Source organism: Rhodococcoides kyotonense (assembly GCF_900188125.1).
Lineage (GTDB): Bacteria > Actinomycetota > Actinomycetes > Mycobacteriales > Mycobacteriaceae > Rhodococcoides > Rhodococcoides kyotonense.
Genome location: NZ_FZOW01000016.1, coordinates 22,744 through 45,531 on the forward strand (window position 1 = coordinate 22,744; position 22,788 = coordinate 45,531).

Here is a 22,788-nt window from a genome sequence, read left to right on the forward strand (position 1 = left end):
CGGTCAGTTCTCCTGCTTGTTCGTGTTCACGGTCTTCACATCACCGATCAGCTTGTCGCAGAGCCTGTCGAACTCTTCTCCCCAGCCCGCCTGATCGGTACGGGCGAGCCCACCGAGTTCTACTACAGTACGTCGTGTGTCCGATTCCGGGTGAAGTCGGACCCACACTCGACGCCGTTTGACGATCAGCGAGACCAGCAGTCCGCCCATCATGGTCAGCGCGAACACGAGCACCCAGGTCTGCGCGGGGTCGTGCGACACCTGCAGGTTGACGAACTCCTCGGCGCCGTCGAAGCGGACCGTCGTGCCGTCGGACAGCGTCGACGTCTCCCCCGGCTTGAGGTTCACTCGGTCCTGTTTGACGAGCCTGCCCTGGTTGATCATTTCCTGATTCAGCGAGAACAGCGACTGCGGATAGCCGGTGTCGAGCCCGGTGTCGCCTTTGTAGATGTCGACGGCGACGGCCGGATCGGTCATGGCCGGGTAGCTCGACGACAGCAGGTTGCCGTGGAAGAACGCAGTCGGCGCGAACAGTCCTTCGATCGCGATCTGGTTCTTACGACGCTCGGTCGCATCCGGGTACAGGCCACCGGGCGGATCGATACGCAGCACACCGCTGGACAGGAACGTCGTCGCGTCGGTCGGCTGCCACTGGATGGTCTCGGTGCGGGTCTCGCCGTTGGGGAACGTCACGGTGAACGTCGGCGCGTATCCATGGCCCTGCAGGTAGACACGGTCACCCGCGACGCGCAGTGGGTGATTGACCTGCAGCACGTCGTCGCGCCAGGTGTTGTTCGTCAGGTCGTCGTTCGCCTGGTACTCGATGTTCGACGTGAACATCTCGGCCTGACCGTTGTCGAGGTAGTCCGCCTTGAAGTCCTTGACGCGGATGCACAGCGGCTCGAGGTTCGTGCCGTCCACGAGTTGTCCGGCGCGGAACCCGTCGTACACAGCGGGTGACGTGCTGCAGAAGCCGGGTCCGTCGTTGGCGATGACGACGACGTTGCCCTCGTAGCCGAGTAGCTTGCCGAGCGCGATGGCCGCGAGCAGTCCGACGAGCGACAGGTGGAAGACGAGGTTTCCGAACTCGCGCAGGTGCCCCTTCTCCGCGGAGAGAGTGACCTCGCCACCGGTTTCACGACGTGCAACTCGCCAACCACGAAGCTGCGCAGCCACTTTCGTAGCGGTCTCGTCGGTGGATTCGGAGGACGTGTAGGTGCGGTGATGCGGCAGTCGCGAGAGATTACGTGGCGTCGGAACAGGCTTGGTGCGCAATGCTTTCGCGTGCTCGATGCATCGCGGAACGATACAGCCGACGAGCGAGATGAACAGCAGCGCGTAGATCGCGGTGAACCAGAAGCTCGAGAAGACGTCGAACAGTTCGAGCTTGTCCATGATCGGGCCGAGAGTCGGCCTGGCCGCGATGTATTCGTCGACCTTGCCGGAGTTGAGGCTGCGCTGCGGCACGAGCGCGCCCGGGATGGCCGCGAACGCCAGCAGGAACAGCAGCACCAACGCAGTGCGCATGCTGGTGAGACTGCGCCACGTGTTGCGCACCAATGCAACTGCGCGCCCTGGAACGGATTGCCTGGGCGGCTTCTGCTCGGCCCGCTCCTCCACATCCGTCATATGGGAAGCACCACATCGGACACGAAGGCGTCGCGAACCCAACTCACGAACACGTCCCACGCACCCGTGACGAGTGCAATTCCTACTGCTATCAACATGATTCCGCCGAACACCTGTATCTGTCGTGCATGGGTGCGAAGCCAGCCGACTCCGCGAAGAGCGCTCACCGAGCCGAATGCGAGGATCACGAACGGCAAGCCGAGTCCGAGGCAGTACGCGACGATCAACACCACTCCACGCGCCGCCGTCGCACCCTCGGTTCCTGCGGCGAGCGAGATGACGCCCGCCAGAGTCGGTCCGAGGCACGGCGTCCAGCCGAGCGCGAACACGCCGCCGAGCAGCGGGGCGCCGAGCAGGCTACCGACGCGGCGAGGCTCGAATCGGACGTCGCGCTGCAGGGCGGGTACCAATCCGATGAACACGAGACCCATCGCGATGGTGACGACTCCGCCGATGCGCATGAGCAGGTCGCGATTGACCGACAGCACCGAGATCGCGCCGAAGACCGTCGCGGTGGCGAGCACGAACACGACGGTGAAGCCGAGCACGAACAGGCCCGCTGCGAACGCAACCCTGAGTCGACTCGATGTCCGAACCTTCGTCGTCGCCGCTTCCGATGCCGTCACCGCGGGCGCGTCGGCGCCGACGACGCCCGCCAGATACGACAGGTAACCCGGTACCAGCGGGACGACGCACGGCGACGCGAACGAGACGAGCCCGGCGAGCAGGCAGACACCGAGTGCCAGGACCAAGGGCCCTGTTGCTGCCGTCGTCTGGAATGCCTCGCCGATGCCGGCGAGATGGACCGTCGTGCTCACTGCTGATCGGACTCCTCGCCCGCGACCCGCTCGACGACGGGCTGCAGATCCTGCGCAAGGAGCTCACGCAGGAACACCGCGGCGACGCGGTGCTGCTTGTCGAGGACGATCGTCGTCGGCACGACGGACGTCGGGATGCCGCCGAGCGCGGACAGCGTGCGCATGGGTGGGTCGTAGATGGACGGGTACGTCACGTTGTTGTCGATGACGAAGTCCTGCGCCTTGTCCTGGGCGTTGTCGCGGACGTTGATGCCGAGGAACTGCACACCGAGGTCCTTGGTGTTCTCGAAGACCTCTTCCAGGTCGTCGGCTTCGCCGCGGCACGGGCCACACCACTGGCCCCACACGTTCAGCACGACGGCCTTGCCCTCGTACTCGTCGAGCGAGGTGGTCTTGCCCTCGTCCATCAGGTCCGGTCCGGACAACTCGCCGATGGTGCCGCGGTCGGACGGCGGGTCGTAGTAGATCTCGGTCTGCCCGCCGGGCGAGACGAAGTCGAATGTTCCGCCCGTCGCGACGGCGTCGGTACCCGTCGCACATCCGGACAGGACCAGTGCGACGGCTGACAGGGACAGAACGACCTTACGCACCGGTTACCCTCGGGTCGCTTGCACCGGCGGGCTCGGAGTAGACGATGTCGACGAGAGTGTCGCCCTCGTAGACGAGCGACGTCAGCGACGCGAGTCCGCACTGACGGTGCCGCGGGTCGTGCCACAGACGATCGCCCTGCAAGAAGCGTCGCAGCGTCCAGACCGGCAGCTGATGGCTGACGACGACCGCTTCGTGACCGACCGCGGCGACGCGGACCGCATTGACGGCGGCGAGCATACGATGCGCGATCTGCAGGTACGGCTCACCCCACGACGGCGTGAACGGGTCGCGCAGCTTCCACCAGTGCCGAGGCCGACGCAGCGCGCCGTCGCCGACGGACACCCGCAGACCTTCGAAGTCGTTTCCGGCTTCGATGAGGTTCTCGTCCTCGCCGATCGTCAGACCGTGCGCTGCGGCGATCGGCGCGGCGGTCTCCTGCGCACGCTGCAGCGGCGACGCGACGACATGAGTGATGTCGTGCCCGGCGAGCGCGTTCGCGACGGCCGTCGCCTGCGCCTGCCCTGCGACGGACAGCCGGAATCCGGGAAGCCGTCCGTACAGAATGCCCTTGGGGTTGTGCACTTCACCGTGCCGCAGAACGTGGACGATGGTCCGCGTCGACTGGTGCGGATGAGACTCGCTCGACTCGGGGCTGCTCACTTGGTTCCTGCTTCTGCTCGGGCCGCTGCGCGGGCTGCGTGGGGAAGGGCGTCGGCGATGATCTCGAACGCGGCGTCGTCGAGTGCCGCGGACACGAACCACGCTTCGAAGGCACTCGGTGGCGGATAGACGCCTCGGGAGAGCAGCCCGTGGAAGAACGCGGGGTATCGCCATGTCTCCGCAGCTTTGGCGCCCGCGTAATCGGTGACGGGTCCGTCCGAGAAGAACACGCTCACCATAGTGCCCGCGAACTGGACGTGATGGCGAACGCCTGCCTCGGTGAGGGCATCGCCGAGCAGGCCGCCGAGGCGCTCGGAGTTCTTCTGCAGCTTCTCGTATACGGCGGCGTCGGCAAGCTGGAGGCTCGTCAGGCCCGCCGCGACGGCGACGGGGTTACCGGACAGCGTGCCCGCCTGATAGACCGGTCCGGCCGGGGCGAGGTAGGCCATGACGTCGGCGCGGCCACCGAACGCAGCGGCAGGCAGACCGCCGCTCATGACCTTGCCGAACGTGTAGAGATCGCCGGCGATGCCGTCGATGCCGTACCAACCGGCGGCACTGACACGGAAGCCCGTCATGACCTCGTCCATGATCAACAACGCACCGTTGTCGGTGGCCAGGCGTCGTAGACCGGAGTTGAAGCCGGGCACCGGTGGAACCGCACCCATGTTGCCCGCGGCGGCCTCGGTGATGATGCACGCGATCTGGCCTGGGTTCTCGGCGAAAGCCGCTTCGACGGCAGCGAGGTCGTTGTAGGGAACCACGATCGTGTCCGACGCCTGTGCCCCGGTCACGCCGGGCGACGTCGGGAGTCCGAACGTGGCGAGGCCGGATCCGGCGTCGGCGAGCAGCGCGTCGACGTGGCCGTGGTAACAGCCGGAGAACTTGACGATCTTGGTGCGCCCGGTGAAGCCGCGCGCAAGACGCACCGCAGTCATCGTCGCTTCTGTGCCGGAATTCACAAGACGAACCTGGTCGACGGGACCGACTCGGCGAACGATCTCCTCTGCCAGCGCGATTTCACGCTCCGTCGGAGCACCGAACGACAGGCCCGTGGATGCGGCCTTCTGGACGGCCTCGACGATGGCCGGATGCGCGTGCCCGTGGATCATGGGACCCCACGACGAGATGAGGTCGACGTACTTGTTTCCGTCGGCGTCGGTCATCGTGTATCCGCTGGCCTCGGTGATGAACCGAGGCGTTCCTCCGACGGAGTGGAACGCGCGCACCGGGGAGTTGACACCACCCGGGATGACAGCGCTCGCGCGCTCGAACAGCTGGGCCGAAACTTCGGGCTCGGAGCCGGTGGAAACAGTCACGACCCCCAGTGTCCCAGGTTTGCCGATACTGCCAACTACAGGGCGTAATAATCAGCCCGTCAATCCTTCTTCTTGCGCTTCTTCCTGCTGTCCTCTTCGTCGTCTTCGTCCTCGTCGTCGTCCTTGTCGTCGGGCATGAAGATCATCGCGACGAGGATCAGCGCCCAGATTCCGAGCGGCCATCCAGGCCAGTACCCGTTCAGTTCGCCGTCGGAGATGGACTGGAAGCCCCAGATGCCGGTCATGATGATCGCGCCGCCGAACCACCAGCGCCACTCGTCGAAGTACTCACGCCAATCCTTGGCACTCGCCGACTCGGCGGGCGGATCGGCAGGCTTCGGCACCGGAAGGTCGTTCGTGAGTTTCGCCAGTTCTCCCCGCGTCGAGGAGGTCCAGACGGCGTCGAGACGCTGTTCGTACTCGATCATCGTCAGCCGGCCCTCGGCCATCGCGGTACCGAGGAACCGGGCCGTGTCCTCACGTTCGGCGGTACCCACGCGCAGCCGGGACGTCTCGTCGAACCGTTCCATGTCACCCATGAAGATCCCTGTCACTCATGAAGCGCCTTCCCTCATGTCCGAATTGCCAGGTTACCGCGCGTACGCTTCCAAACGGTTCGCGAGTTCGACCGGCTGCGACAACGCGAGCAGATGACCACCGGGCATGGCATCGACGTCCAAACCGAGCCTCTCGCCGACGACCCGTCGCTGGAACTCGATCGGTATGAACCTGTCCTCGGTGCCGTGCAGTACACGCGTCGGGACGTCCGGCCAGGCGTCGAGCGGCCACGGCATCGTGAAGGGGACGTCGGATTCACCGGTCGCTTCGCCGCTGAGCATTTCACTCGCCACATCGGCCGGGACGTCGTGGAAAAATGCGTCGGCGAGCAGGTCCTCGGTTGCCAGATCACGCCCGTCGCGCAGCGCTTGTTCGGCGCGCGCCTGCTCGAATCCGGTCGCGGCCCACCACTGTTCGGCCGCCTCGCCCGGTTTCGGAGTCATCGCGTTCAGCAGAACGATCAGCGCGACGTCGGCACGCAGTGCTACCAGCGGCGCCGTGAAACCTCCGAACGATTGCGCGACGAGAACGACGCGTGTGCGTTCCCCGATCGCCGCGACCACGACATCGGCGTAGTCCGACAGTCCGGCGTCGCCACCGGCCGGAAGGGTCACGGCCACAACGTCGTTGCCGCGTGAGGTGAGTTCGGCTGCGACACGGTTCCAGTATCGACCGTCGCCACCCGCACCTGGAATCAGAACGAACGTCCCCATCGGAGATTCCCTTCGAAGAGCTATGGATACCCCTGCCGTCTGCGAGTAAGTTTGGAGTAATCGGCGCCCGAGGTCCAGGCTCGGATTCCGGTGAGGGTGTCGGGAGGTCATCGTCATGACAGCATCGCGGACTTCGATCACCGAGATGAACTCGGAAGAACTGTGCAGTCTCTACGAGAGACTGAAAAGCGAACGCAGAGAAGCCATTCAAACCAACGCACCCGCCGAGTTCGTACTCCGGGCGGAGAACGAACTTCGACGGGTGGGCAATCAGTTGCGACGACGCGGGTTGTGACTCACCTTCTCACTGGGGTCGGCGGTGCTCACCGACGTGATTCGGATCGGCTGTGCGGTTCGGATCTACAGCGCGGTTCGGGTCCACGCGGTTCGGATCTACCCTGCTCGGATCTACTGCGCGGTTCGGGTCGGTCCGGTCGTCTCCGGCGTGCCTGTGTCCGGTGTTGTCGTGGTGAACCTCGGTTCCTCCGGGGACGGCGTTCGTGTTGTCGCGATCCCGCCCGGTCTTGACGTCGGGATCGATCTTGTTCGCGCGAGCGAATTCGCTATCGACTTCGTCTCGTGACGTCGCGGCGTCGCCCTGGTGGGTCTCGGCTTGCAACGAGAGTCGACGTGCTTCGGCGGCCTTGGCTTCGGCGTCGGCTTCTGCGCGACGCGCCTTGGCTGCGCTCTCGTCGGCGATCGCTTGGCGGCGTTCGACGTCGTGCGCGCGCTCGGCCGCGTTCTCACGGATCTTTCCTGCTTCGGCGCGTCTGGCGGTCTGCTGCTTACGCGACAGTGCGAGTGCGACCGCGACGACGATGAGTACGACGACGACCGCGATGATTATCCACAGTGCTGTGTCCATGTGTGACTCCCCAACCTCGTTATCGAACGACTGTCCAGTCGAGATTTCGAGTACCCGACGCAGCTTTCGACAAACGGGATTCGGCCGATCACCCGAACAACAGCGCGACGTCGGCCTGCGGGAACCACGACGGGGCTTCCGACATGAAGTCCTCGCGGGTGCGCGCCCCCGCCCGCTCGGGTACGCGTCCGATCAGCGGGATGCCGGTGACCGCGGGGAGCTCGGACAGGTTCGTCGAAGCCGCGAGGTCCGGTTCGGCGGGCCACGAACCGATGACCAGGCCCGCGCAGCGCACACCCGCCGCGGCCAGGGCGGACGTCGTCAGCTCCGAGTGGTTGAGTGTGCCGAGGCCTGCGCTGCACACGACGACGACCGGGGCGCCCAGTTCCCGCGCAAGATCGACGACGGTGAAGCCGCCGAACCTCACCAGCAGGCCTCCGGCACCTTCGACGAGCACGACGTCGGCGTCGATCGTACGAATGCGGTGCACGACGTCGTCGAGCACCGGTTCCGGTAGTCCCGACCGTCTCGCAGCAACGTTCGGGGCGAGCGGATCCGGGTATCGCGCGAATTCATGCAGGTCGTCGATGCCGGTGAGCCGCTCGATGTCGGCCAGGTCGCCCGGCTCGCCGTCTCGGACGCCCGTCTGCGCAGGCTTGCACACCGCAACCGATCTGCCCGACGCGTATGCGGTCGCCGCGAGGGCTGCGGTCACCACGGTTTTTCCGACGTCGGTCGACGTGCCGGAGATCAGAACGATCGTCATGCCGCGGTGGGGGCGAGAATCGACCCGAGAACCTGCTGGACACGTCCGAGTTCCGCCTCGGTCAGGCTCGCTCGCGCAGTCAACCGAAGCCGTGACGTCCCCGCCGGGACGGACGGCGGCCGGAAGCAGCCGACGTGCACGCCCTGTTCACGCGCGTCCTGGGCTGCCCTGAAGGCGGTGTCCGCGTCCCCGAGAACGACGGATACGACGGCGGATTCCGACGCGTCCACACCGACGATCGCCGCGAGCCGTGCGGCGCGTTCGCGGACTGCAGACGCCCGCTCGGGTTCGTTCCTCAGCACCGTCAGCGCCGCCGACGCTGCCGCGACGGCCGCGGGTGCGAGCCCGGTATCGAAGATGAACGGCCGGGCAGTGTCGATCAGATGATCGCGGACAGCCGTCGGGCCGAGAACGACACCACCTTGCGACGCAAGCGATTTCGACAGTGTCGCGGTCACGACGATGTCCGGCGAACCGTCCAGGCCGAGTTCGTGCACCAGGCCACGACCACCCGACCCTCTGACACCGATGCCGTGGGCTTCGTCGACGACGAGAAGAGCCTCGTACTTGCGGCACAACGCATGGAGCTCGACCAGCGGCGCGAGGTCGCCATCGGCGCTGAAGACCGAGTCGGTGACGAGCAAGGCCCTGGCCTCGGTTCTCGACGCGAGAAGCGTCTCGACGCGGACGAGGTCGGTGCGGTCGTAGATCTCGACGCGCGCGCGGGAGAGTCGACACGCGTCGACGAGGGATGCATGCGACTTCGAGTCCGACAGGACGAGCGATCCCCGGCCGGACAGCGCCGCGACGGCGGCGAGGTTCGCCGTGTACCCGGAGGAGAAGACGAGCGCGGACTCTGCGCCCACGAAGTCCGCGAGGTCGGACTCCAGCTGATCGTGCAGCGTCGTGGTGCCGGTGACCAGGCGCGATCCCGTCGCACCTGTCCCGAATGCCCGTACTGCCGCACAGGCCGCGTCGACGACGTCGGGGTGGTTCACCAGGCCGAGGTAGTCGTTGGACGCGAGGTCGATCACGTTCTCCGACGCTGCTCGCGCTCGCAGAGTTCGGTGCAGCCCACGGTCTGCTCGCTCGCGCGCTGCGCCGGTCAACCAGTCGAGTGTCGCCACGAGCACGACCATACTTGAACAGCGTTCAAGATTAAACACCGTTCAAGTTCAAACTATGCGGGCCACCGCGGTCATCGCACGGGTGATGGCATCGACGTCCTCGGCGCTGCAGATGTACGGCGGCATCGCGTAGACGAGCCTGCCGAACGGGCGCAGCCACACACCTTCGCCGACGGCCGCATCCGTCGCCTTCTGCATGTCGACGGGTTCCTTCATCTCGACGACGCCTATGCCGCCGAGGACCCGCATGTCGGCGACTCCGGGGAGGGCTCTCACGGGTTCGAGTCCTGCCGTCAGCCCCGCGTTCAGCGCTGCGACCTCACGTGCCCAGTCCCGGCGGAGGAGCAATTCGACGGCGGCAACCGCGACCGCGCACGCGAGCGGATTGCCCATGAACGTCGGCCCGTGCATCAGACCACCGGCCTCGCTCGTACTGATGACGTGCGCGACGTCGTCGGTGCACAGCGTCGCCGCGAGCGTCATGTAGCCACCCGTCAGCGCCTTGCCGACGCACAGGACGTCGGGCGTGACACCCGCATGATTCGCGGCGAACAGAGCGCCCGTGCGGCCGAAACCCGTTGCGATCTCGTCGAATACGAGCAGCACGTCGTGCTCGTCGGCCATCCGTCGTAGTTCCGTCAGGTAGCGCGCGTCGTGGAACCGCATGCCGCCCGCACCCTGCACGACGGGTTCGACGACGATCGCAGCGAGCTCGTCGGCGTGCTGCTCCAGAATTGCTTCGAACTCCGCGACGTACTCGGCCTCGAACTCGCGAGGGGGCGCAGGCGCGAAAACCTGCTGCGCGAGAACGTCGGTCCACAGCGAATGCATGCCGCCGTCGGGATCGCAGATGCTCATCGGCGCGAACGTGTCCCCGTGGTAACCGCCGCGCCACGTCAGCAGCCGGCTCTTGCCCGGCTTCCCTCGTCCGCGCCAGAACTGGATACACATCTTGACCGCGACCTCCACCGACACCGAACCCGAATCAGCGAAGAACACCTTCTCCAGACCGGGCGGAGTGATGGCGACCAACAGCTCGGCGAGACGCGCCGCTGGTTGGTGGGTCAGGCCGCCGAACATGACGTGAGACATGCGGCCCAACTGATCCCGGGCCGCCGCGTCGAGAATGGGGTTTCGGTAGCCGTGCACCGCTGCCCACCACGAGCTCATCCCGTCGATCAGCTCGGTGCCGTCGGCGAGGCGTAACCGCACGCCCTGCGCGCTGTCCACGACGAGTGGGGTCGTCGACGCGGGGAACGCGCCGTAGGGATGCCAGACGTGCGCGGCGTCGATCTGCGAAATCCGTGAAGTGTCGATGGCCAGACAGCCTACGTAGTGGCGCGGGAAACATGTAACACCCGTGTTACGTGTGGATTACACTCGGCGTTCATGGAGGCACAACACGAACCTGCGCGGCACGCGTGGCCCGACGGCTTCCGCGAGCACCTGATCCGCGAGTTCGAGGGGTTCAGCCCGATCGTCGATCGCGCGATCGAGGACGGCGGCGCGTCGCTGTTCAACGACGGTCCGTACCGACGCCCTGGGCTCTGGGCCAGGGTGCGCGCGTTCGGCCGCGAGTATCTGTGGCCGTCCTGACACCGATCCTGGTTTACCGGACCGCGCGAAAGGTTACCGTCGAGTATGGCAACCACTTCGGAGCATCTGCGTAACACATTGGACGGTCGCTGGCGCGACGTGAAGAACGAGGCACGCGCTCAACTCGTCCGTGACGAGTTCCGACCGCACTACACACCCAATACCGTCATCGCGCGGACCAAGGCGCTCGAGCAGCTGAAGTTGCTCGCCCGGCACGGTGCGGCCGACGACGGGTTCAAGAAGGAACACGGCGGCACCGGTGACGTCGGTGCCGCGGTCACGATGATCGAGATGCTCGCGATGTCCGACCTGTCCTTGATGGTCAAGGCCGGAGTTCAGTGGGGCCTGTTCGGTGGAGCCATCGAGAACCTGGGCACCGAACGCCACCACGAAGCCTATGTTCGACGCATCATCGACCTCGATCTCCTCGGCTGTTTCGCCATGACGGAGACGGGCCACGGCAGCGACGTCCAGTCGCTCGAGACGACGGCCACCTTCGATCGTGAGACCGACGAGTTCGTGATCCACTCCCCTACCCCGTCGTCACGCAAGGACTACATCGGCGGCGCTGCCGAAACAGCAACCGTCGCAGCAGTGTTCGCGCAGCTGATCACGGCAGGGCCCGGCGAAGAGCCCGAAGGCCACGGCGTGCACTGCTTCTTCGTGCCGCTGCGCGACGAGAACGGCGACGACCTGCCGGGCGTTACGACGTCGGACTGCCAGTACAAAGGTGGCCTGCCCGGTGTCGACAACGGCCGAATCATGTTCGACCACGTCCGCATTCCCCGCGACAACCTGCTCAACAAGTACGCCGATGTCGCCGAGGACGGCAGCTACTCGTCCCCCATCGAGAATTCCAGCCGCCGATTCTTCACGATGCTCGGCACACTCATCCGCGGCCGCGTCACCGTCGGTGGCAGCGCGGCAGCAGCAGCGCGCGTCGCACTGGACATCGCGACGCGATATGCGTTGCAGCGCAGGCAGTTCTCGGCACCGAAGTCCGACGACGAAGTCCTCATCATGGACTACCTCGTTCACCAACGCAGACTGTTCCCGTTGATCGCGAAGTCCTACGCACTGCAGTTCGCGCAGAACGAGCTGGTCGCCAAGTTGCACGAGCTGCAGTCCTCGGAGAATCCCGACGCCGAGGAGCAGCGCGAACTCGAATCTCGCGCAGCAGGACTGAAAGCGGCCAACACGTGGCACGCGACGACGGCCATCCAGGAAGCCCGTGAGGCGTGCGGCGGTGCAGGCTATCTCGCCGAGAACCGGCTGATCTCACTCAAGGCCGACACCGACGTGTTCACGACGTTCGAGGGCGACAACCACGTCCTCACACAGCTCGTCGCGAAGGAACTGCTGACCGCGTACGCCGACGACGTCAAGAGCATGAGCCCCGTCGAGTGGGTGCGGTTCGCTGCCGAATATGCAGGCGATCGCGTCGTGAAACGTACTGCGGCACAGACGATCATCCAGACCATCCTCGACACTCGACAGGACAACGAGGAAGAGGGATCACTGTTCAACCGTGGTACTCAGGTCAAGATGTTCGAGGACCGCGAGGACTACCTGCTCGCCACCGTCGCCCGCAGACTGCAGGGCAAGGCCAAGGAAATGAGCGCGTTCGACGCCTTCAACTCCGTGCAGGATCACGTGCTGCATGCCGCGAGTGCGCACATCGACCGGATCATCCTGGAAGCCTTCGTCGCCGGGATCAGCTCGTGCGAGGACGAGAAGGCGAAGGAACTGCTCGGGCAGGTATGCGATCTGTACGCGCTGTCGGTCATCGAGGCGGACAAGGCGTGGTTCATCGAGCACCGGTACCTGTCCACCGAGCGGTCGAAGGCCGTCACCCGCGGCATCAACGAGCGCTGCCGGACCCTGCGTCCGCACGCAGTCGAACTCGTCGACGGCCTCGGAGTCCCCGAGCAGCTGTTGGGCGCCGCGATGCTCGGACACCCGCAGGCCGGTAGCGACGAGGAGGAAGCCGCGCACCCGAGCAAGGCCTGAGCTCGTGGGGCCCTTTCGGAGCGAGGGCGGCATTCGGTCACTCTGAGTGACCGAATGTCACCTTCGCTCCGCCGGGCCCTCCGAAATCCCGGCTCGTCAGGAGCTCGGCGTCACCCGCAGAACCCGGTCACCGCTGCCGTTGTCCGTGGTCAGCAGGAACGATCCGTCGGCCAGCGGCTCCATCGACCGCAGCCGGCCGTATTCACCTTCCAGCGCGACGGTCTCCCGTGCGACCCCGGTGCCGTCCTCGGTGAGTTTCAGGATCACGAGCTTCTGCCCCTGCTGGCTCGAGATGACCGCAGCCCCTGACCAGTCGCCCCACGCAGCACCGTCGACGAACGTCAGATCCGGCGTCGCGATGGTCGGTTCACCCGAACTCCAGACCGCCTCGATCGCTCCGGGCACGCGCTCGGGGTCGGTCATCGGGACCGACTCGTCGTAGGTCAGTGGGTTGCGGTCCGGCTTGTAGCCGTAGTTTCCGCCGGGGACGAGCAGGTTCAGCTCGTCGTCGCGCGTCGTTCCCTGTTCCACCTCGTAGAGGCGGTCGGTACCAGGTTGGAAGGCCAGCCCCTGCACGTTGCGGTGCCCCAGCGTGTAGACGCGTCCCGGTGCGTCGGCCGCGGCGGTTCCATCGGCGTTCACGTGAAGCACCTTGCCGCCGAGCGAGTTTCGGTCCTGCGGAACCGTCGGCGATGCAGTGTCGCCGGTCCCGACGAAGAGGCTTCCGTCGGGTGCGCTCAGGATCCGGCACCCGCCGTGACGCCCGGATGCGGCGACGGGAATGTCGTCGACGACGGTCTGCGTCCGCGTCAACGTGGTCCACTCGGGATCGACGGTCCAGCGGAAGACCGCGATGTGGTTGCCGTCGCCGCCTGCGCTACCGGGGATGGCACTGCCGGTGCCCAGGCCGCCTCCGCCCGTCACTCCTTGGCACGTGTAGAGCGCGCGCGACTCCGAGAAGTCTTGTGCCAGTTCGATTCCCATCAGACCGGTTTCGCCTTGGGCGTACAGGTCGCTCAGGTCGGCAGCCAGGTCCGCCACGCTGCCGTCGGTGCGCTTGACGACGAATCGCCCGCTGCGCTCGCCGGTCAGGATGGTGCCGTCGGGTGCGACGACCACATCCCACGGCTTGTTCAAACCGTCGATCTCGGTGGTCACCTGCAGATCAGGCAGATCGGTCTCGGGTTGGGCACCCGCCCCCGACGTACAGGCAAGCGTCAGGCAGACACTCGCAGCGAGAACTCCGGTACCTGCCAGCAGCTTGTTCATTCATGGCATGTACCACCTGCAGCCGACCGTAAACACGGCTCACGATGCGAGTCGATAACCCGCTTCCGTGACGGCCGCGGCAACGGCCGAATCCTCGATCGTGTTGTCGCTGAACACAACAACCTTGCCCGACGCGACGTCGACCTTCACGTCGGTAACCCCCGTCAGTTCCGATATCTCCTCGGAAACCGAAGCGGCACAATGCTGGCAGGTCATGCCCTCGACCACGTAATTGCTTTCCACGCGAGAAACCTTCTCTCCGATTGCTTTTCGAATTGGGTCAGGATCGGACGAGCCGAGCGATGGCGTCCGACGCCTCTTTCACCTTCGCGTCCGCGTCCGGACCGCCCTTCTTGGCGGCCTCGACGACGCAACCGGCCAGGTGCGCGTCGAGCAGCTTGAGCGAGACGGACTGCAGCGCCTTGGTCGCCGCGGACACCTGGGTGAGGACGTCGATACAGTACCGATCCTCGGACACCATCCGAGAGATTCCGGCGATCTGCCCCTCGATGCGACGGAGCCTCTTCAGGAGGTCGTCCTGCTCGGTCGAGTAACTGCTCATGCCCGCCACCATACCCCTACCGGGTATGGGAACGCATCCACGACAGCCGACGGATCCCGTCCGTCACGAGCACACCGGCGACGACGACGCAGACCGTTGCCACGGCGATCCACGATCCCGAGTATCTTGTCGACGTGTACGCCGGTGCGCCGTCCGGTACCGCAGCGTAGTGATGAACGTCGATGCCGAGGTTCCAGCACAGCACCGCGAGGACGATCGCCACCACGGCCCCGACAACCTCGCCGATCGCGGTTCTCATACGTTCTCCTTCGCCAGCTCCAGCGCCTCACGCAGGCCGTCGTCGTCCTTCGCCCAGGCTTGCACGAACGCACCCCCGACCAGGCGGAGCCCGATCGCGTGGCGACGACGCGGCACCCCACTCAACTCACCCAGCACCCGCGCCGTCTCCCATTTCTTCGGCTCGTAATCGCCGTCGGAGTAGTCGGCGGGAGGAAGGATCGCGTCGATGTCGACGAGGTCCAGCACCTCGGTGCCCTGCCGCAGCGTCGACGGCGTGAGTTCGACGCTGACATGCCTGCGTGCCGCGGACACCTGGACGTAGGTGAAGCCGATGAGCACCAGCGAGAACAGTCCCAATGCGAACCAATGGACGACCGGGCCGGTCAGAATTTCGAAGATCAGAACTGCGATGCAGAACAGCGGGCCCCACAGCAACGCTCGCCACCGTGCGCCCTGCTCCACGAACAGCACGGGACCGGGTTCACTCACGGTGGAACCAGCTACGCGCCGACGGACGATAGACGAGCATGCAGGCAACCAGCAGAACCAGCGCGATCGCCAACAGTTCCTGGAAGGCACCCAGCGCCAGCACTCCCAACACCAACACCAGCGCCGCGAAGATCGAGATCCCGACGAGCGCCCGTCGCAGCATTCCGTGACCTGCACGCACCGGACCTGCGAGGAATCCGACGACGAGTCCCAGAACAGCGCACACGACGCCGACGACCCGAATGAGCGAGAGATAGGAATCGATGGCCGCAGACGACGTACCTTGCTGCTCGAGTGCAGGGCGCAGTTGATCGACCGGAACCGTGAGGGTCAGCAGCGCCACGAGAACGAGAAGGACAGCGGCGATCAACCACAACACGTACGCAGCATTGACGACTCCGGGCCGCGCACCCGCGGGGACACTGGTACTCACACGTACATACTGCCTGTTCAGCCGGTGACGATTGCCGGCACCACGATGGCGAGCGCGACGAGAATGCCGAGCGCCACCACCAGCCCGATGAGCAGCAGCTCACGACTGGTGCTGTGAGGACACTTCAACTTGGTGACGTGCCGCGGTTCTGCGTCGAACTGCATTGACTCCCCCTACGCACAGCGTGTGACGGCAATCACCGTACACCGCACGCGCGGGGAGGGAAAGCGCACTGGTCAGCGAGCGCCCATCACCCCGCCGTGAATCCCAGCGCCATGATGAACACTGCTACCGACACTGCCGCGAGCAACCCCAGCAACGCCCACACGGGCCTACCGCGCTCTTGATCGTTCTGTCGAATCTCTGGTTGTGTCATCGCGCGAATCCGATCACTCGAAGGTCTACTTCGGGTGATGCTAGTCACATGTTACTGAAGTGACTGGTGTGACACGCGCGAGATCAGGACTTTCGGGACGCGAAGAAGTACTCGTTCGAGTCCTTGCGGTGCATCAGGTAGATCGCACCCGCAGCCAACACACCCTGCAGAATTCCGGCGACACCGAGGACGATGGCCATGGCGCCGTCGTTCGCACCGAATCCGAACAGTTGCGGAACGGTCAGCACGACCGTCACGGTGCCGATCATCGTCAGCAGCATGCGAGCCCACATCTTGCCCATGCGCATCTTGTTCACCCAGAACAGGAACAGCGCGCCGAATCCGACGCCGATCGCGACCATCACGACGAGAGCCGCGATCAGGTAGCTCTCAGCGGAGTCCACCGTCAACGGGATGGACGCGTCCTGAGCCATCACGTCGTCGACCAGTTGCTGAGCGAACACCGACCGGTCGCCGTAGACGACGATCAGCGTCGCCAACAGATTGATCATGCCGAGCAGCGCGACACCCCACCAGAGATGACGTGCCGTCTCGACGTCGACCGGGGCGGGCCGCTTCACCGACTCCAATGGAGGCGGGCCGTGCTCCGCTTCCCACCGCGCCCAGTCGGGCTCGGGAGGTTGCTGTCCGTTCTCGGGATGCCAGGGGTTGCTCACAGCCAACCTGCCGCTTCGGTCGCCCAGTAGGTCAGTACGACGTCCGCACCCGCGCGGCGGATGCTCGTCAACGATTCCAGGATTGCGGCGTCACGATCGATCCATCCGTTCTGCGCGGCTGCCGTGATCATCGAGTACTCACCCGAGATCTGATATGCCGCAACAGGAACCGGCGAAATGTTCGCGACGTCGCGAAGAATGTCGAGGTAGGACATGGCCGGTTTGACCATCACCATGTCCGCGCCCTCTGCGAGATCGAGCTCGACCTCGTATGCGGCTTCGCGTCGGTTCGCCGAATCCTGTTGGTACGTGCGGCGATCGCCCTGCAACGAGGATCCGACGGCCTCACGGAACGGCCCGTAGAACGCCGACGCGTACTTCGCCGAATAAGCGAGCTGCCCGACGTCGTGATGCCCCGCCGCGTCGAGCCCGGCACGAATCGCGGCAACCTGACCGTCCATCATTCCGCTCGGTCCGAGTAGGTGTGCACCCGAATCAGCTTGTGCGACAGCCATGTCCACGTACCGCGCCAGCGTCGTGTCGTTGTCGACGGCACCGTCGGCAGTCAGCACACCACAGTGACCGTGATCGGTGAACTCGTCGAGGCACGTATCGGCCATGACGACAGTGGAGTCACCGAGGTCGGACTTCAGTCGACGCAGTCCGCGATTCAGAATTCCCTGCGGATCCGTTGCGCCGGAACCGATCGCGTCCTTGTCCTCTGCGCGCGGCACACCGAACAGCATGACCCCACCGACACCGGCGGCGACGGCCTCCTCGGCCGCCTTGCTCAACGAATCGAGTGTGTGCTGGTACACGCCGGGCATCGACGAGATCTCACGCGGAGCGTCGAGCCCGTCGGCGACGAACATCGGGAGCACCAGATGCCGTGGCTGCAACGAGGTTTCGGCAACCAGACGCCGCAGCGCCGGGGTGCGACGCAAGCGACGGGGGCGATCTACGGGGAACAAAAGGATGGCCTCACTTCGTTCGGCACGTGCACGAAAATACATAGCGGACTATGTATTTTCGTGCACATGGCATCAGCGCCTGCGACTCTTCTTCCGCGGAGGAGGCAGAGCGCCCTCGGCGCGCAGGCGAGCAGCGTGCTCGGCCAGCGCCTCGATGAGCGGACCCACCTGCGCGGTCTCGGGCTGCACGTCGACGCGCAACCCGAATTCGACTGCAGTCTCGGCAGTCTTCGGCCCGATGCACGCGACGAGCGTACGAGCATGTGGCTTTCCGGCGATTCCGACGAGATTACGGACGGTCGAGCTCGACGTGAAGCACACTGCGTCGAATCCACCCGTCTTGATCATCTCGCGGGTCTCGGCGGGCGGCGGCGCGGCCCGAACGGTGCGGTAGGCGGTGACGTCGTCGATCTCCCAGCCACGCTCACGCAGGCCTTCGGCGAGGGTCTCGGTCGCAATGTCTGCGCGCGGCAACAGAACTCGGTTGACCGGGTCGAAGACCTCGTCGTACGGCGGGAAGTCCTCGAGCAGTCCGAGCGACGACTGATCGCCCGACGGCAGCAGTTCGGGGTTGATTCCGAACGACCGCACCTTGGCCGCGGTCGCTTCACCGACGCACGCGATCTTGACGCCGGAGAACGCGCGAGCGTCCAGACCGAACTCCTCGAACTTCTCCCACACCGCGCGGACCGCGTTGGTCGAGGTGAAGACGACCCACTGGTACCGGCCGTCGACCAAGCCCTTGACCGAGCGTTCCATCTGAGCCGGACTACGCGGCGGCTCGACGGCGATGGTCGGGACCTCGATCGGGATGGCGCCGTGCGTGACGAGCCGATCGCTCATCTCCCCAGCCTGATCCTTGGTGCGCGGCACGAGCACGGTCCAGCCGTACAGCGCGCGAGATTCCCACCAGGACATCTTGTTTCGGCCCGAGACGACCTTGCCGACGGTCACGACGAGCGAGCCGACGAGCTCACTGCCCGCGTCGTTCAACGTCGCGAGGGTCGCCTCGACGGTGCGCTGCTGACGCGTCGTACCGCGGACGGTGATCGCGGCAGGTGTCTGCGGTGCGAGCCCATGTTCGACGAGCGCGCTCGCCGTTTCGGCCAGGTGCCCCGACGTCGCGTGCAGCACGAGCGGACCGGGAGCGGCAGCGAGTGCAGCCCAGTCGACCTCACCGCGCACGTCGGCCTCGGTGTGTCCGGAGCCGAGCGCCATACCGGCGTAACTCGGAACCGCCGACCCGGACGGAAGGCCGGGAAGCACCTCGAACTGGACGTGGGTACGAGCGACGGCTGTGACCTCGGCTATGACGGAATCCGCGGTCAGTGGGTCACCGGACACGAGACGGATGACGTCGTGGCCGTTCTTGGCCTCGGCCAGCAGTGTCTTGGCAACCTCGGCAGGCTCACCGAGTGCGGGACGGACGTCGACGCCGTTCTCACCGGTTTCGGGGTCGCGCGGCAGGTCGTTGCCGACGAGCGCGATAACGCCCTGGTCGACGTCGGGGTCGGTGAAAGCGAGTTCAGCGGCGCCGAGTACTTCGCGTGCGCGGACGGTGAGCAGAGCCGGGTCGCCCGGCCCCGACCCCACGAACAGGATCCGTCCGTTGGCGTTCTTGCGGCTCATCGGTTGTTCTCCAGTGCTGTCTTGTGCGGGTAGTGCAGTTCGATCGGGGTTGCCGGGCCCCGTTTCGGTATCAGACGCGCAGTCGCGATGGAACCGCCGCGTACAGGGGGCCGAGGGGCCCTGCGTTTGGCTCGTCCGCGAGTGGGTGCGGTGATCGACCTAGACATGAGGTGCTCCCCCGGCTGCAGGTTCGGTGACGGCGACGAGATCGCGGGCACCGAGGTCGAGAAGCTCGCGAGCGAGGTCGCGGCCCAGTTCCTCGGCACCGTGAGTGGATCCGACGATCGATGCACGGATGGTGTCGCTGCCGTCGATCGCGGCGACGCAGCCGCGGACCGACAGCTCGTCGAACACCCGACCGTCCTCGTCGATCGATTCGACGACCTCGGCGATCGCGCCGACAGGCGCGGTGCAGCCTGCTTCGAGTTCGGCAAGCAATCCACGTTCGGCCTGCACGGCCGCGCGAGTGTTCGGGTCGTCGAGCGTGCCGATCTTCTCGATGAGCTCGGTTTCTCCGATGCGGCATTCCACCGCGAGCGCACCCTGTGCAGGCGCGGGCAACAACTGAACCGGATCCAGAGCCTCGGTGACGACGTCGAGCCTGCCGATACGTGCAAGTCCTGCGCGAGCGACGACGACCGCGTCGAGCTCACCCGACGCGACCTTGCCGATGCGGGTATCGAGATTGCCGCGCAGCGGACGGATGTCGAGACCCTGGCCGAGCGCACGCAACTGCGCTGCTCGACGCGGTGCCGACGTTCCGACGGTCGCGCCTGTCGGCAGTTCTCCCAGCACTAGACCGTCACGAGCGACGAGGGCGTCGCGCGGATCCTCACGCGGAGGAATCGCGGCGATGACGAAGCGCTCGTCGGGGGCCGTCGGGAGATCCTTGTACGAGTGCACGGCGACGTCGACCTTGCCGTCGGTGAGCGCTTCACGCAGCGCGGCGGTGAAGACGCCGACGCCGATCTCCTGTACCGGTGCCGCAGACAGATCGCCCGCGGTCTTCACGATCACGAGTTCCGCGTCGAGGCCTGCGGCGATCAATCCCTGACGCACCGTCTCGGCCTGGGTCGTCGCGAGAAGGCTTCCCCGCGTTCCGATCCGTACTACACGCTTGTCCGATCCGCTCACTCCGACTGTCCCTTCCGGGCATCGGTACGGCTGGCGGTGAAGTCGTCCACGAGTTCCATTCCGTTGATCTCGATCGGGCTGGCGACAGCCTCGACCGTTCCTGGGCTGAGCTCGAACAGCTCACGCAGCGCTGCTGCATACGAATCGCCGCCCGGTGTCGTCGCGAGTTGCTTGACCCGCACGGTCGGCGAATGAAGAAGCTTGTCGACGACGCGTCGCACCGTCCGTGCCACCTCGTCGCGTTGCGGTGAATCGAGGCCCGGCAGGCGGGATTCGAGACGCAGAAGTTCGCCTTCGACGACCTCGGCCGCGCGCTGGCGCAGGGCGGTGACGGTCGGGGTGACCTCGGCCAGACGCTGACCGGCGAGATAGCCGGACAGCTCGGCGGACACGATCTCGCGAGCGGCCGACGCATCGGTCGATGCGGCACCCGCAGCCGGGTCGCGTTGCAGCGACTCCATGTCGAAGATGTCGACGCCCGGCAGTCCGGCAACGGCGTGGTCGACGTCGCGCGGCAATCCGAGGTCGCAGATGGCAAGTGTGCGGCCGGGCTCACGCTGCGCGAGCGCGAGATGCGCATCCGCGAGCGAGACGACAGCCCCGACCGCGCCCGTACAGGTGACGAGGACATCGGCGTCGGCCAGCGCTACCGGCATCTGGTCGAGGTCCATTGCGATGGCCGACACGCCTGCGGACACAGCGGTCTCGGCGAGCCGATCCGCTCGCTCGCGCGTCCGGTTGACGACGATCAGACGGCCGATACCCGCGCGGCCGAGATGCGCGACGGACAACCCGCCCATCGCACCCGCACCGAGCACGACGGCCGTGCGACCGGCGAGAGTGCCGTCGAACAGGGCGGCAGCGCGGTCGAGCGCAACCGAGACGACCGACGCACCGGCAGAATCGATGCCCGTCTCCGAATGCACCCGCTTCCCGACGCGCAGTGCCTGCTGGGCCAGTTCGTGCAACACACGTCCCGACGCCTGCTGGCCGTCCGACGCGGCGTACGCGGCCCGGATCTGGCCGAGAATCTGCTGCTCACCGATGACCATCGAATCCAGGCCACTGGCCACCGCGAACAGATGCTCGACGGCTGCTTCGCTGTACCGGACGTAGGCGTGCTTGGTCAGCTCCGGCACCTGAAGGCCCGAATGCTCGGCGAGAATCTCGCCTACCGAGGCGAGCGCCCCGTGGAACGCGTCGACGACCGCGTAGACCTCGACGCGGTTGCAGGTGGAGACCACCATGACCTCGGAGATGTTCCCGCTGGCCATGAGCTTGTCGGTCAGCTTGGGACGATCCGTGTCGGTGATCGCGACACGTTCGAGGACTGCGACGGGAGCGCTACGGTGCGAAATCCCGACGAGAAGGACACTCACGGTGCAATCACCGATCCATTTCTTCTGGAATTGCTGCTTGTCGAACTACTGATGGCGCCGGCCGCAACTCCGGCTCCGGGCAAACCGCCCGGCGACACTCTGGGTCCCCGACTGCGCCCGAGTCGAGGCGTCGTCGACAGGTTCGCGCCGCCGTGAGCGGCCTCGTTGCGAGAACTGTTGAACGACAGGACCTGCATCTCGACGGCCAGGTCGACGCGTCGCACTTCCACGCGGTCCGGGACGTCGAGTTCGACCGGGGAGAAGCTGAGGATGCATTCCACTCCGCCGGCGACGAATGCCGACGCGACGGCCTGGGCCGCGTCGTCGGGCGTCGCGATGACGCCGATGGTGGCTTCGAGTTCACGGCATCCGACCTCGAGGGTGTCGACGTGCCTGACCTGCAGATCGTCCACGACGAGGCCGACGCGCGCAGGATCGATGTCGAACAGCCCGACCATGGAGAAGCCGCGACGACCGAACCCGCCGTACCGAGCGAGGGCCTGACCCAGATTGCCGACGCCGACGAGAACGACCTTGTGGCCGCGGTCGAGGCCTAGTGCGCTCTCGATCCGGGCGCGCAGGCGCATGACGTCGTATCCAACTCCGCGAACACCGTTGGGTCCGAGGAACGACAGATCTTTACGTAGCTTCGCCGAACCGACTCCGGCCGCCGTCGCGAGTTCTTCACTGGAAACGATGAGAACGCCGTCGTCGGCAAGGATTCCGAGGACCCGCAAGTAGGTCGCCAATCGGGTCACCGTAGCCTGGGGGATAACGCGTTCGGCACCAACGGATCGCTCGACCGGGGCCGGTACAACCGGGCGCTCTCGGGTCACGTTCCTGGCTCCTCGTCCGAACGGCAGCGATGCCGGTCCTCACGCTGATCCTGCGGTGTTCGATCAACTACATGTGTTCGATCAGGGCGGCGCTTCGGGTGCTGCGCGCTGCTGAACTCACAGAATTCTGCTTCCGTGTCC

28 protein-coding genes are annotated in these 22,788 nt (G+C 65.9%); 3 read left to right on the forward strand and 25 right to left on the reverse strand.

What is annotated here, in order from left to right; genetic code table 11:
* Window positions 1–3: 3 nt before the first annotated feature.
* Genes resB through CHB96_RS22755 form a run of 7 tightly spaced genes read right to left on the reverse strand, consistent with a single transcriptional unit; the run spans window position 4 to window position 6,288 of the window.
* Window positions 4–1,629: a cytochrome c biogenesis protein ResB gene (resB, locus tag CHB96_RS22725; protein WP_089250552.1), complete on the reverse strand. Its 1,626-nt coding sequence runs from the start codon at window positions 1,627–1,629 to the stop codon at window positions 4–6.
* Window positions 1,626–2,447 (reverse strand): cytochrome c biogenesis CcdA family protein, encoded by an 822-nt coding sequence (locus CHB96_RS22730; RefSeq protein WP_089250554.1) that lies wholly within the window; start codon window positions 2,445–2,447, stop codon window positions 1,626–1,628. Before CHB96_RS22730 ends, resB begins: the two co-directional genes overlap by 4 nt.
* On the reverse strand, window positions 2,444–3,037 hold the full coding sequence (locus CHB96_RS22735) for a TlpA disulfide reductase family protein (RefSeq protein WP_089250556.1): 594 nt from the start codon (window positions 3,035–3,037) through the stop codon (window positions 2,444–2,446). Before CHB96_RS22735 ends, CHB96_RS22730 begins: the two co-directional genes overlap by 4 nt.
* Window positions 3,030–3,698: a histidine phosphatase family protein gene (locus CHB96_RS22740; RefSeq protein ID WP_089250558.1), complete on the reverse strand. Its 669-nt coding sequence runs from the start codon at window positions 3,696–3,698 to the stop codon at window positions 3,030–3,032. The genes CHB96_RS22735 and CHB96_RS22740 overlap by 8 nt, the downstream gene beginning before the upstream one ends.
* Window positions 3,695–5,017, reverse strand: a complete 1,323-nt coding sequence (gene hemL / locus CHB96_RS22745; protein ID WP_089250560.1) for a glutamate-1-semialdehyde 2,1-aminomutase — start codon at window positions 5,015–5,017, stop codon at window positions 3,695–3,697. Before hemL ends, CHB96_RS22740 begins: the two co-directional genes overlap by 4 nt.
* A gap of 59 nt (window positions 5,018–5,076) precedes the next feature.
* Window positions 5,077–5,571 (reverse strand): DUF1707 SHOCT-like domain-containing protein, encoded by a 495-nt coding sequence (locus CHB96_RS22750; RefSeq protein WP_245866063.1) that lies wholly within the window; start codon window positions 5,569–5,571, stop codon window positions 5,077–5,079.
* 36 nt (window positions 5,572–5,607) lie between these two features.
* A complete protein-coding gene (locus CHB96_RS22755) occupies window positions 5,608–6,288 on the reverse strand; it encodes an alpha/beta fold hydrolase (RefSeq protein ID WP_089250562.1) in 681 nt (226 codons plus the stop codon).
* A 115-nt stretch (window positions 6,289–6,403) separates the two neighbouring features.
* Between CHB96_RS22755 and CHB96_RS30000 the strand changes: the two genes are divergently transcribed.
* Window positions 6,404–6,583, forward strand: a complete 180-nt coding sequence (locus tag CHB96_RS30000) for a hypothetical protein (RefSeq protein ID WP_089250564.1) — start codon at window positions 6,404–6,406, stop codon at window positions 6,581–6,583.
* Between the two features lie 9 nt (window positions 6,584–6,592).
* Here CHB96_RS30000 and CHB96_RS22765 read toward each other — a convergent pair whose 3' ends face one another.
* From CHB96_RS22765 to CHB96_RS22780, 4 genes are all read right to left on the reverse strand, one after another.
* Window positions 6,593–7,153, reverse strand: a complete 561-nt coding sequence (locus CHB96_RS22765) for a hypothetical protein (protein ID WP_089250566.1) — start codon at window positions 7,151–7,153, stop codon at window positions 6,593–6,595.
* 88 nt (window positions 7,154–7,241) lie between these two features.
* A complete protein-coding gene (bioD, locus tag CHB96_RS22770) occupies window positions 7,242–7,919 on the reverse strand; it encodes a dethiobiotin synthase (RefSeq protein ID WP_089250568.1) in 678 nt (225 codons plus the stop codon).
* On the reverse strand, window positions 7,916–9,058 hold the full coding sequence (locus tag CHB96_RS22775; protein ID WP_176444446.1) for an 8-amino-7-oxononanoate synthase: 1,143 nt from the start codon (window positions 9,056–9,058) through the stop codon (window positions 7,916–7,918). Before CHB96_RS22775 ends, bioD begins: the two co-directional genes overlap by 4 nt.
* A 36-nt stretch (window positions 9,059–9,094) precedes the next feature.
* Window positions 9,095–10,369, reverse strand: a complete 1,275-nt coding sequence (locus CHB96_RS22780; protein ID WP_371829046.1) for an adenosylmethionine--8-amino-7-oxononanoate transaminase — start codon at window positions 10,367–10,369, stop codon at window positions 9,095–9,097.
* 66 nt (window positions 10,370–10,435) lie between these two features.
* On the opposite strand from CHB96_RS22780, the gene CHB96_RS22785 reads away from it, so the two are divergent.
* Both CHB96_RS22785 and CHB96_RS22790 read left to right on the forward strand, forming a co-directional pair.
* A complete protein-coding gene (locus CHB96_RS22785; RefSeq protein ID WP_089250572.1) occupies window positions 10,436–10,642 on the forward strand; it encodes an inositol 2-dehydrogenase in 207 nt (68 codons plus the stop codon).
* Between the two features lie 45 nt (window positions 10,643–10,687).
* On the forward strand, window positions 10,688–12,652 hold the full coding sequence (locus CHB96_RS22790; protein ID WP_089250574.1) for an acyl-CoA dehydrogenase family protein: 1,965 nt from the start codon (window positions 10,688–10,690) through the stop codon (window positions 12,650–12,652).
* 96 nt (window positions 12,653–12,748) lie between these two features.
* Here the strand turns inward: CHB96_RS22790 and CHB96_RS22795 are convergent, their stop codons facing one another.
* The 14 genes from CHB96_RS22795 to CHB96_RS22850 form a co-directional block, all read right to left on the reverse strand.
* The gene (locus tag CHB96_RS22795) at window positions 12,749–13,921 is read right to left on the reverse strand and encodes a PQQ-dependent sugar dehydrogenase (protein WP_089250576.1); all 1,173 of its coding nucleotides are present in this window, start codon (window positions 13,919–13,921) and stop codon (window positions 12,749–12,751) included.
* 39 nt (window positions 13,922–13,960) lie between these two features.
* Window positions 13,961–14,164, reverse strand: a complete 204-nt coding sequence (locus CHB96_RS22800) for a heavy-metal-associated domain-containing protein (protein ID WP_371829044.1) — start codon at window positions 14,162–14,164, stop codon at window positions 13,961–13,963.
* Window positions 14,165–14,201: 37 nt separating this feature from the next.
* Window positions 14,202–14,483: a metal-sensitive transcriptional regulator gene (locus CHB96_RS22805; RefSeq protein WP_089250732.1), complete on the reverse strand. Its 282-nt coding sequence runs from the start codon at window positions 14,481–14,483 to the stop codon at window positions 14,202–14,204.
* Between the two features lie 16 nt (window positions 14,484–14,499).
* Window positions 14,500–14,742 carry a hypothetical protein gene (locus CHB96_RS22810; protein ID WP_089250578.1) on the reverse strand — a complete coding sequence of 81 codons (243 nt, stop codon included), beginning with the start codon at window positions 14,740–14,742 and terminating at the stop codon, window positions 14,500–14,502.
* Window positions 14,739–15,212 (reverse strand): transport-regulating membrane protein Mce1N, encoded by a 474-nt coding sequence (gene mce1N / locus CHB96_RS22815; protein ID WP_089250580.1) that lies wholly within the window; start codon window positions 15,210–15,212, stop codon window positions 14,739–14,741. The genes CHB96_RS22810 and mce1N overlap by 4 nt, the downstream gene beginning before the upstream one ends.
* Entirely contained in the window at window positions 15,205–15,645 is a 441-nt protein-coding gene (locus CHB96_RS22820) for a hypothetical protein (protein ID WP_089250582.1), read from the reverse strand. The genes mce1N and CHB96_RS22820 overlap by 8 nt, the downstream gene beginning before the upstream one ends.
* A gap of 17 nt (window positions 15,646–15,662) precedes the next feature.
* Entirely contained in the window at window positions 15,663–15,809 is a 147-nt protein-coding gene (locus CHB96_RS29800) for a hypothetical protein (RefSeq protein ID WP_176444447.1), read from the reverse strand.
* Window positions 15,810–15,895: 86 nt separating this feature from the next.
* On the reverse strand, window positions 15,896–16,021 hold the full coding sequence (locus CHB96_RS30320; protein WP_281254449.1) for a hypothetical protein: 126 nt from the start codon (window positions 16,019–16,021) through the stop codon (window positions 15,896–15,898).
* A gap of 83 nt (window positions 16,022–16,104) precedes the next feature.
* On the reverse strand, window positions 16,105–16,698 hold the full coding sequence (locus tag CHB96_RS22825; protein ID WP_089250584.1) for a hypothetical protein: 594 nt from the start codon (window positions 16,696–16,698) through the stop codon (window positions 16,105–16,107).
* The gene (hemB, locus tag CHB96_RS22830) at window positions 16,695–17,669 is read right to left on the reverse strand and encodes a porphobilinogen synthase (RefSeq protein WP_176444456.1); all 975 of its coding nucleotides are present in this window, start codon (window positions 17,667–17,669) and stop codon (window positions 16,695–16,697) included. Before hemB ends, CHB96_RS22825 begins: the two co-directional genes overlap by 4 nt.
* 72 nt (window positions 17,670–17,741) lie before the next feature.
* On the reverse strand, window positions 17,742–19,298 hold the full coding sequence (locus CHB96_RS22835; RefSeq protein WP_089250588.1) for a bifunctional uroporphyrinogen-III C-methyltransferase/uroporphyrinogen-III synthase: 1,557 nt from the start codon (window positions 19,296–19,298) through the stop codon (window positions 17,742–17,744).
* Between the two features lie 159 nt (window positions 19,299–19,457).
* On the reverse strand, window positions 19,458–20,432 hold the full coding sequence (gene hemC / locus CHB96_RS22840) for a hydroxymethylbilane synthase (RefSeq protein WP_089250590.1): 975 nt from the start codon (window positions 20,430–20,432) through the stop codon (window positions 19,458–19,460).
* The gene (locus CHB96_RS22845) at window positions 20,429–21,811 is read right to left on the reverse strand and encodes a glutamyl-tRNA reductase (protein WP_089250592.1); all 1,383 of its coding nucleotides are present in this window, start codon (window positions 21,809–21,811) and stop codon (window positions 20,429–20,431) included. The genes hemC and CHB96_RS22845 overlap by 4 nt, the downstream gene beginning before the upstream one ends.
* Window positions 21,808–22,647 (reverse strand): redox-sensing transcriptional repressor Rex, encoded by an 840-nt coding sequence (locus CHB96_RS22850; protein ID WP_089250594.1) that lies wholly within the window; start codon window positions 22,645–22,647, stop codon window positions 21,808–21,810. The genes CHB96_RS22845 and CHB96_RS22850 overlap by 4 nt, the downstream gene beginning before the upstream one ends.
* Between the last annotated feature and the right edge of the window lie 141 nt (window positions 22,648–22,788).

Coding starts and splice junctions, on each gene's coding strand:
- resB (WP_089250552.1), bottom strand. CDS start 1,629: ATGACGGATGTGGAGGAGCGGGCCGAGCAGAAGCCGCCCAGGCAATCC.
- CHB96_RS22755 (WP_089250562.1), bottom strand. CDS start 6,288: ATGGGGACGTTCGTTCTGATTCCAGGTGCGGGTGGCGACGGTCGATAC.
- CHB96_RS30000 (WP_089250564.1), top strand. CDS start 6,404: ATGACAGCATCGCGGACTTCGATCACCGAGATGAACTCGGAAGAACTG.
- CHB96_RS22765 (WP_089250566.1), bottom strand. CDS start 7,153: ATGGACACAGCACTGTGGATAATCATCGCGGTCGTCGTCGTACTCATC.
- bioD (WP_089250568.1), bottom strand. CDS start 7,919: ATGACGATCGTTCTGATCTCCGGCACGTCGACCGACGTCGGAAAAACC.
- CHB96_RS22775 (WP_176444446.1), bottom strand. CDS start 9,058: ATGGTCGTGCTCGTGGCGACACTCGACTGGTTGACCGGCGCAGCGCGC.
- CHB96_RS22785 (WP_089250572.1), top strand. CDS start 10,436: ATGGAGGCACAACACGAACCTGCGCGGCACGCGTGGCCCGACGGCTTC.
- CHB96_RS22790 (WP_089250574.1), top strand. CDS start 10,688: ATGGCAACCACTTCGGAGCATCTGCGTAACACATTGGACGGTCGCTGG.
- CHB96_RS22795 (WP_089250576.1), bottom strand. CDS start 13,921: ATGAACAAGCTGCTGGCAGGTACCGGAGTTCTCGCTGCGAGTGTCTGC.
- CHB96_RS22805 (WP_089250732.1), bottom strand. CDS start 14,483: ATGAGCAGTTACTCGACCGAGCAGGACGACCTCCTGAAGAGGCTCCGT.
- CHB96_RS22810 (WP_089250578.1), bottom strand. CDS start 14,742: ATGAGAACCGCGATCGGCGAGGTTGTCGGGGCCGTGGTGGCGATCGTC.
- CHB96_RS29800 (WP_176444447.1), bottom strand. CDS start 15,809: ATGCAGTTCGACGCAGAACCGCGGCACGTCACCAAGTTGAAGTGTCCT.
- CHB96_RS30320 (WP_281254449.1), bottom strand. CDS start 16,021: ATGACACAACCAGAGATTCGACAGAACGATCAAGAGCGCGGTAGGCCC.
- CHB96_RS22835 (WP_089250588.1), bottom strand. CDS start 19,298: ATGAGCCGCAAGAACGCCAACGGACGGATCCTGTTCGTGGGGTCGGGG.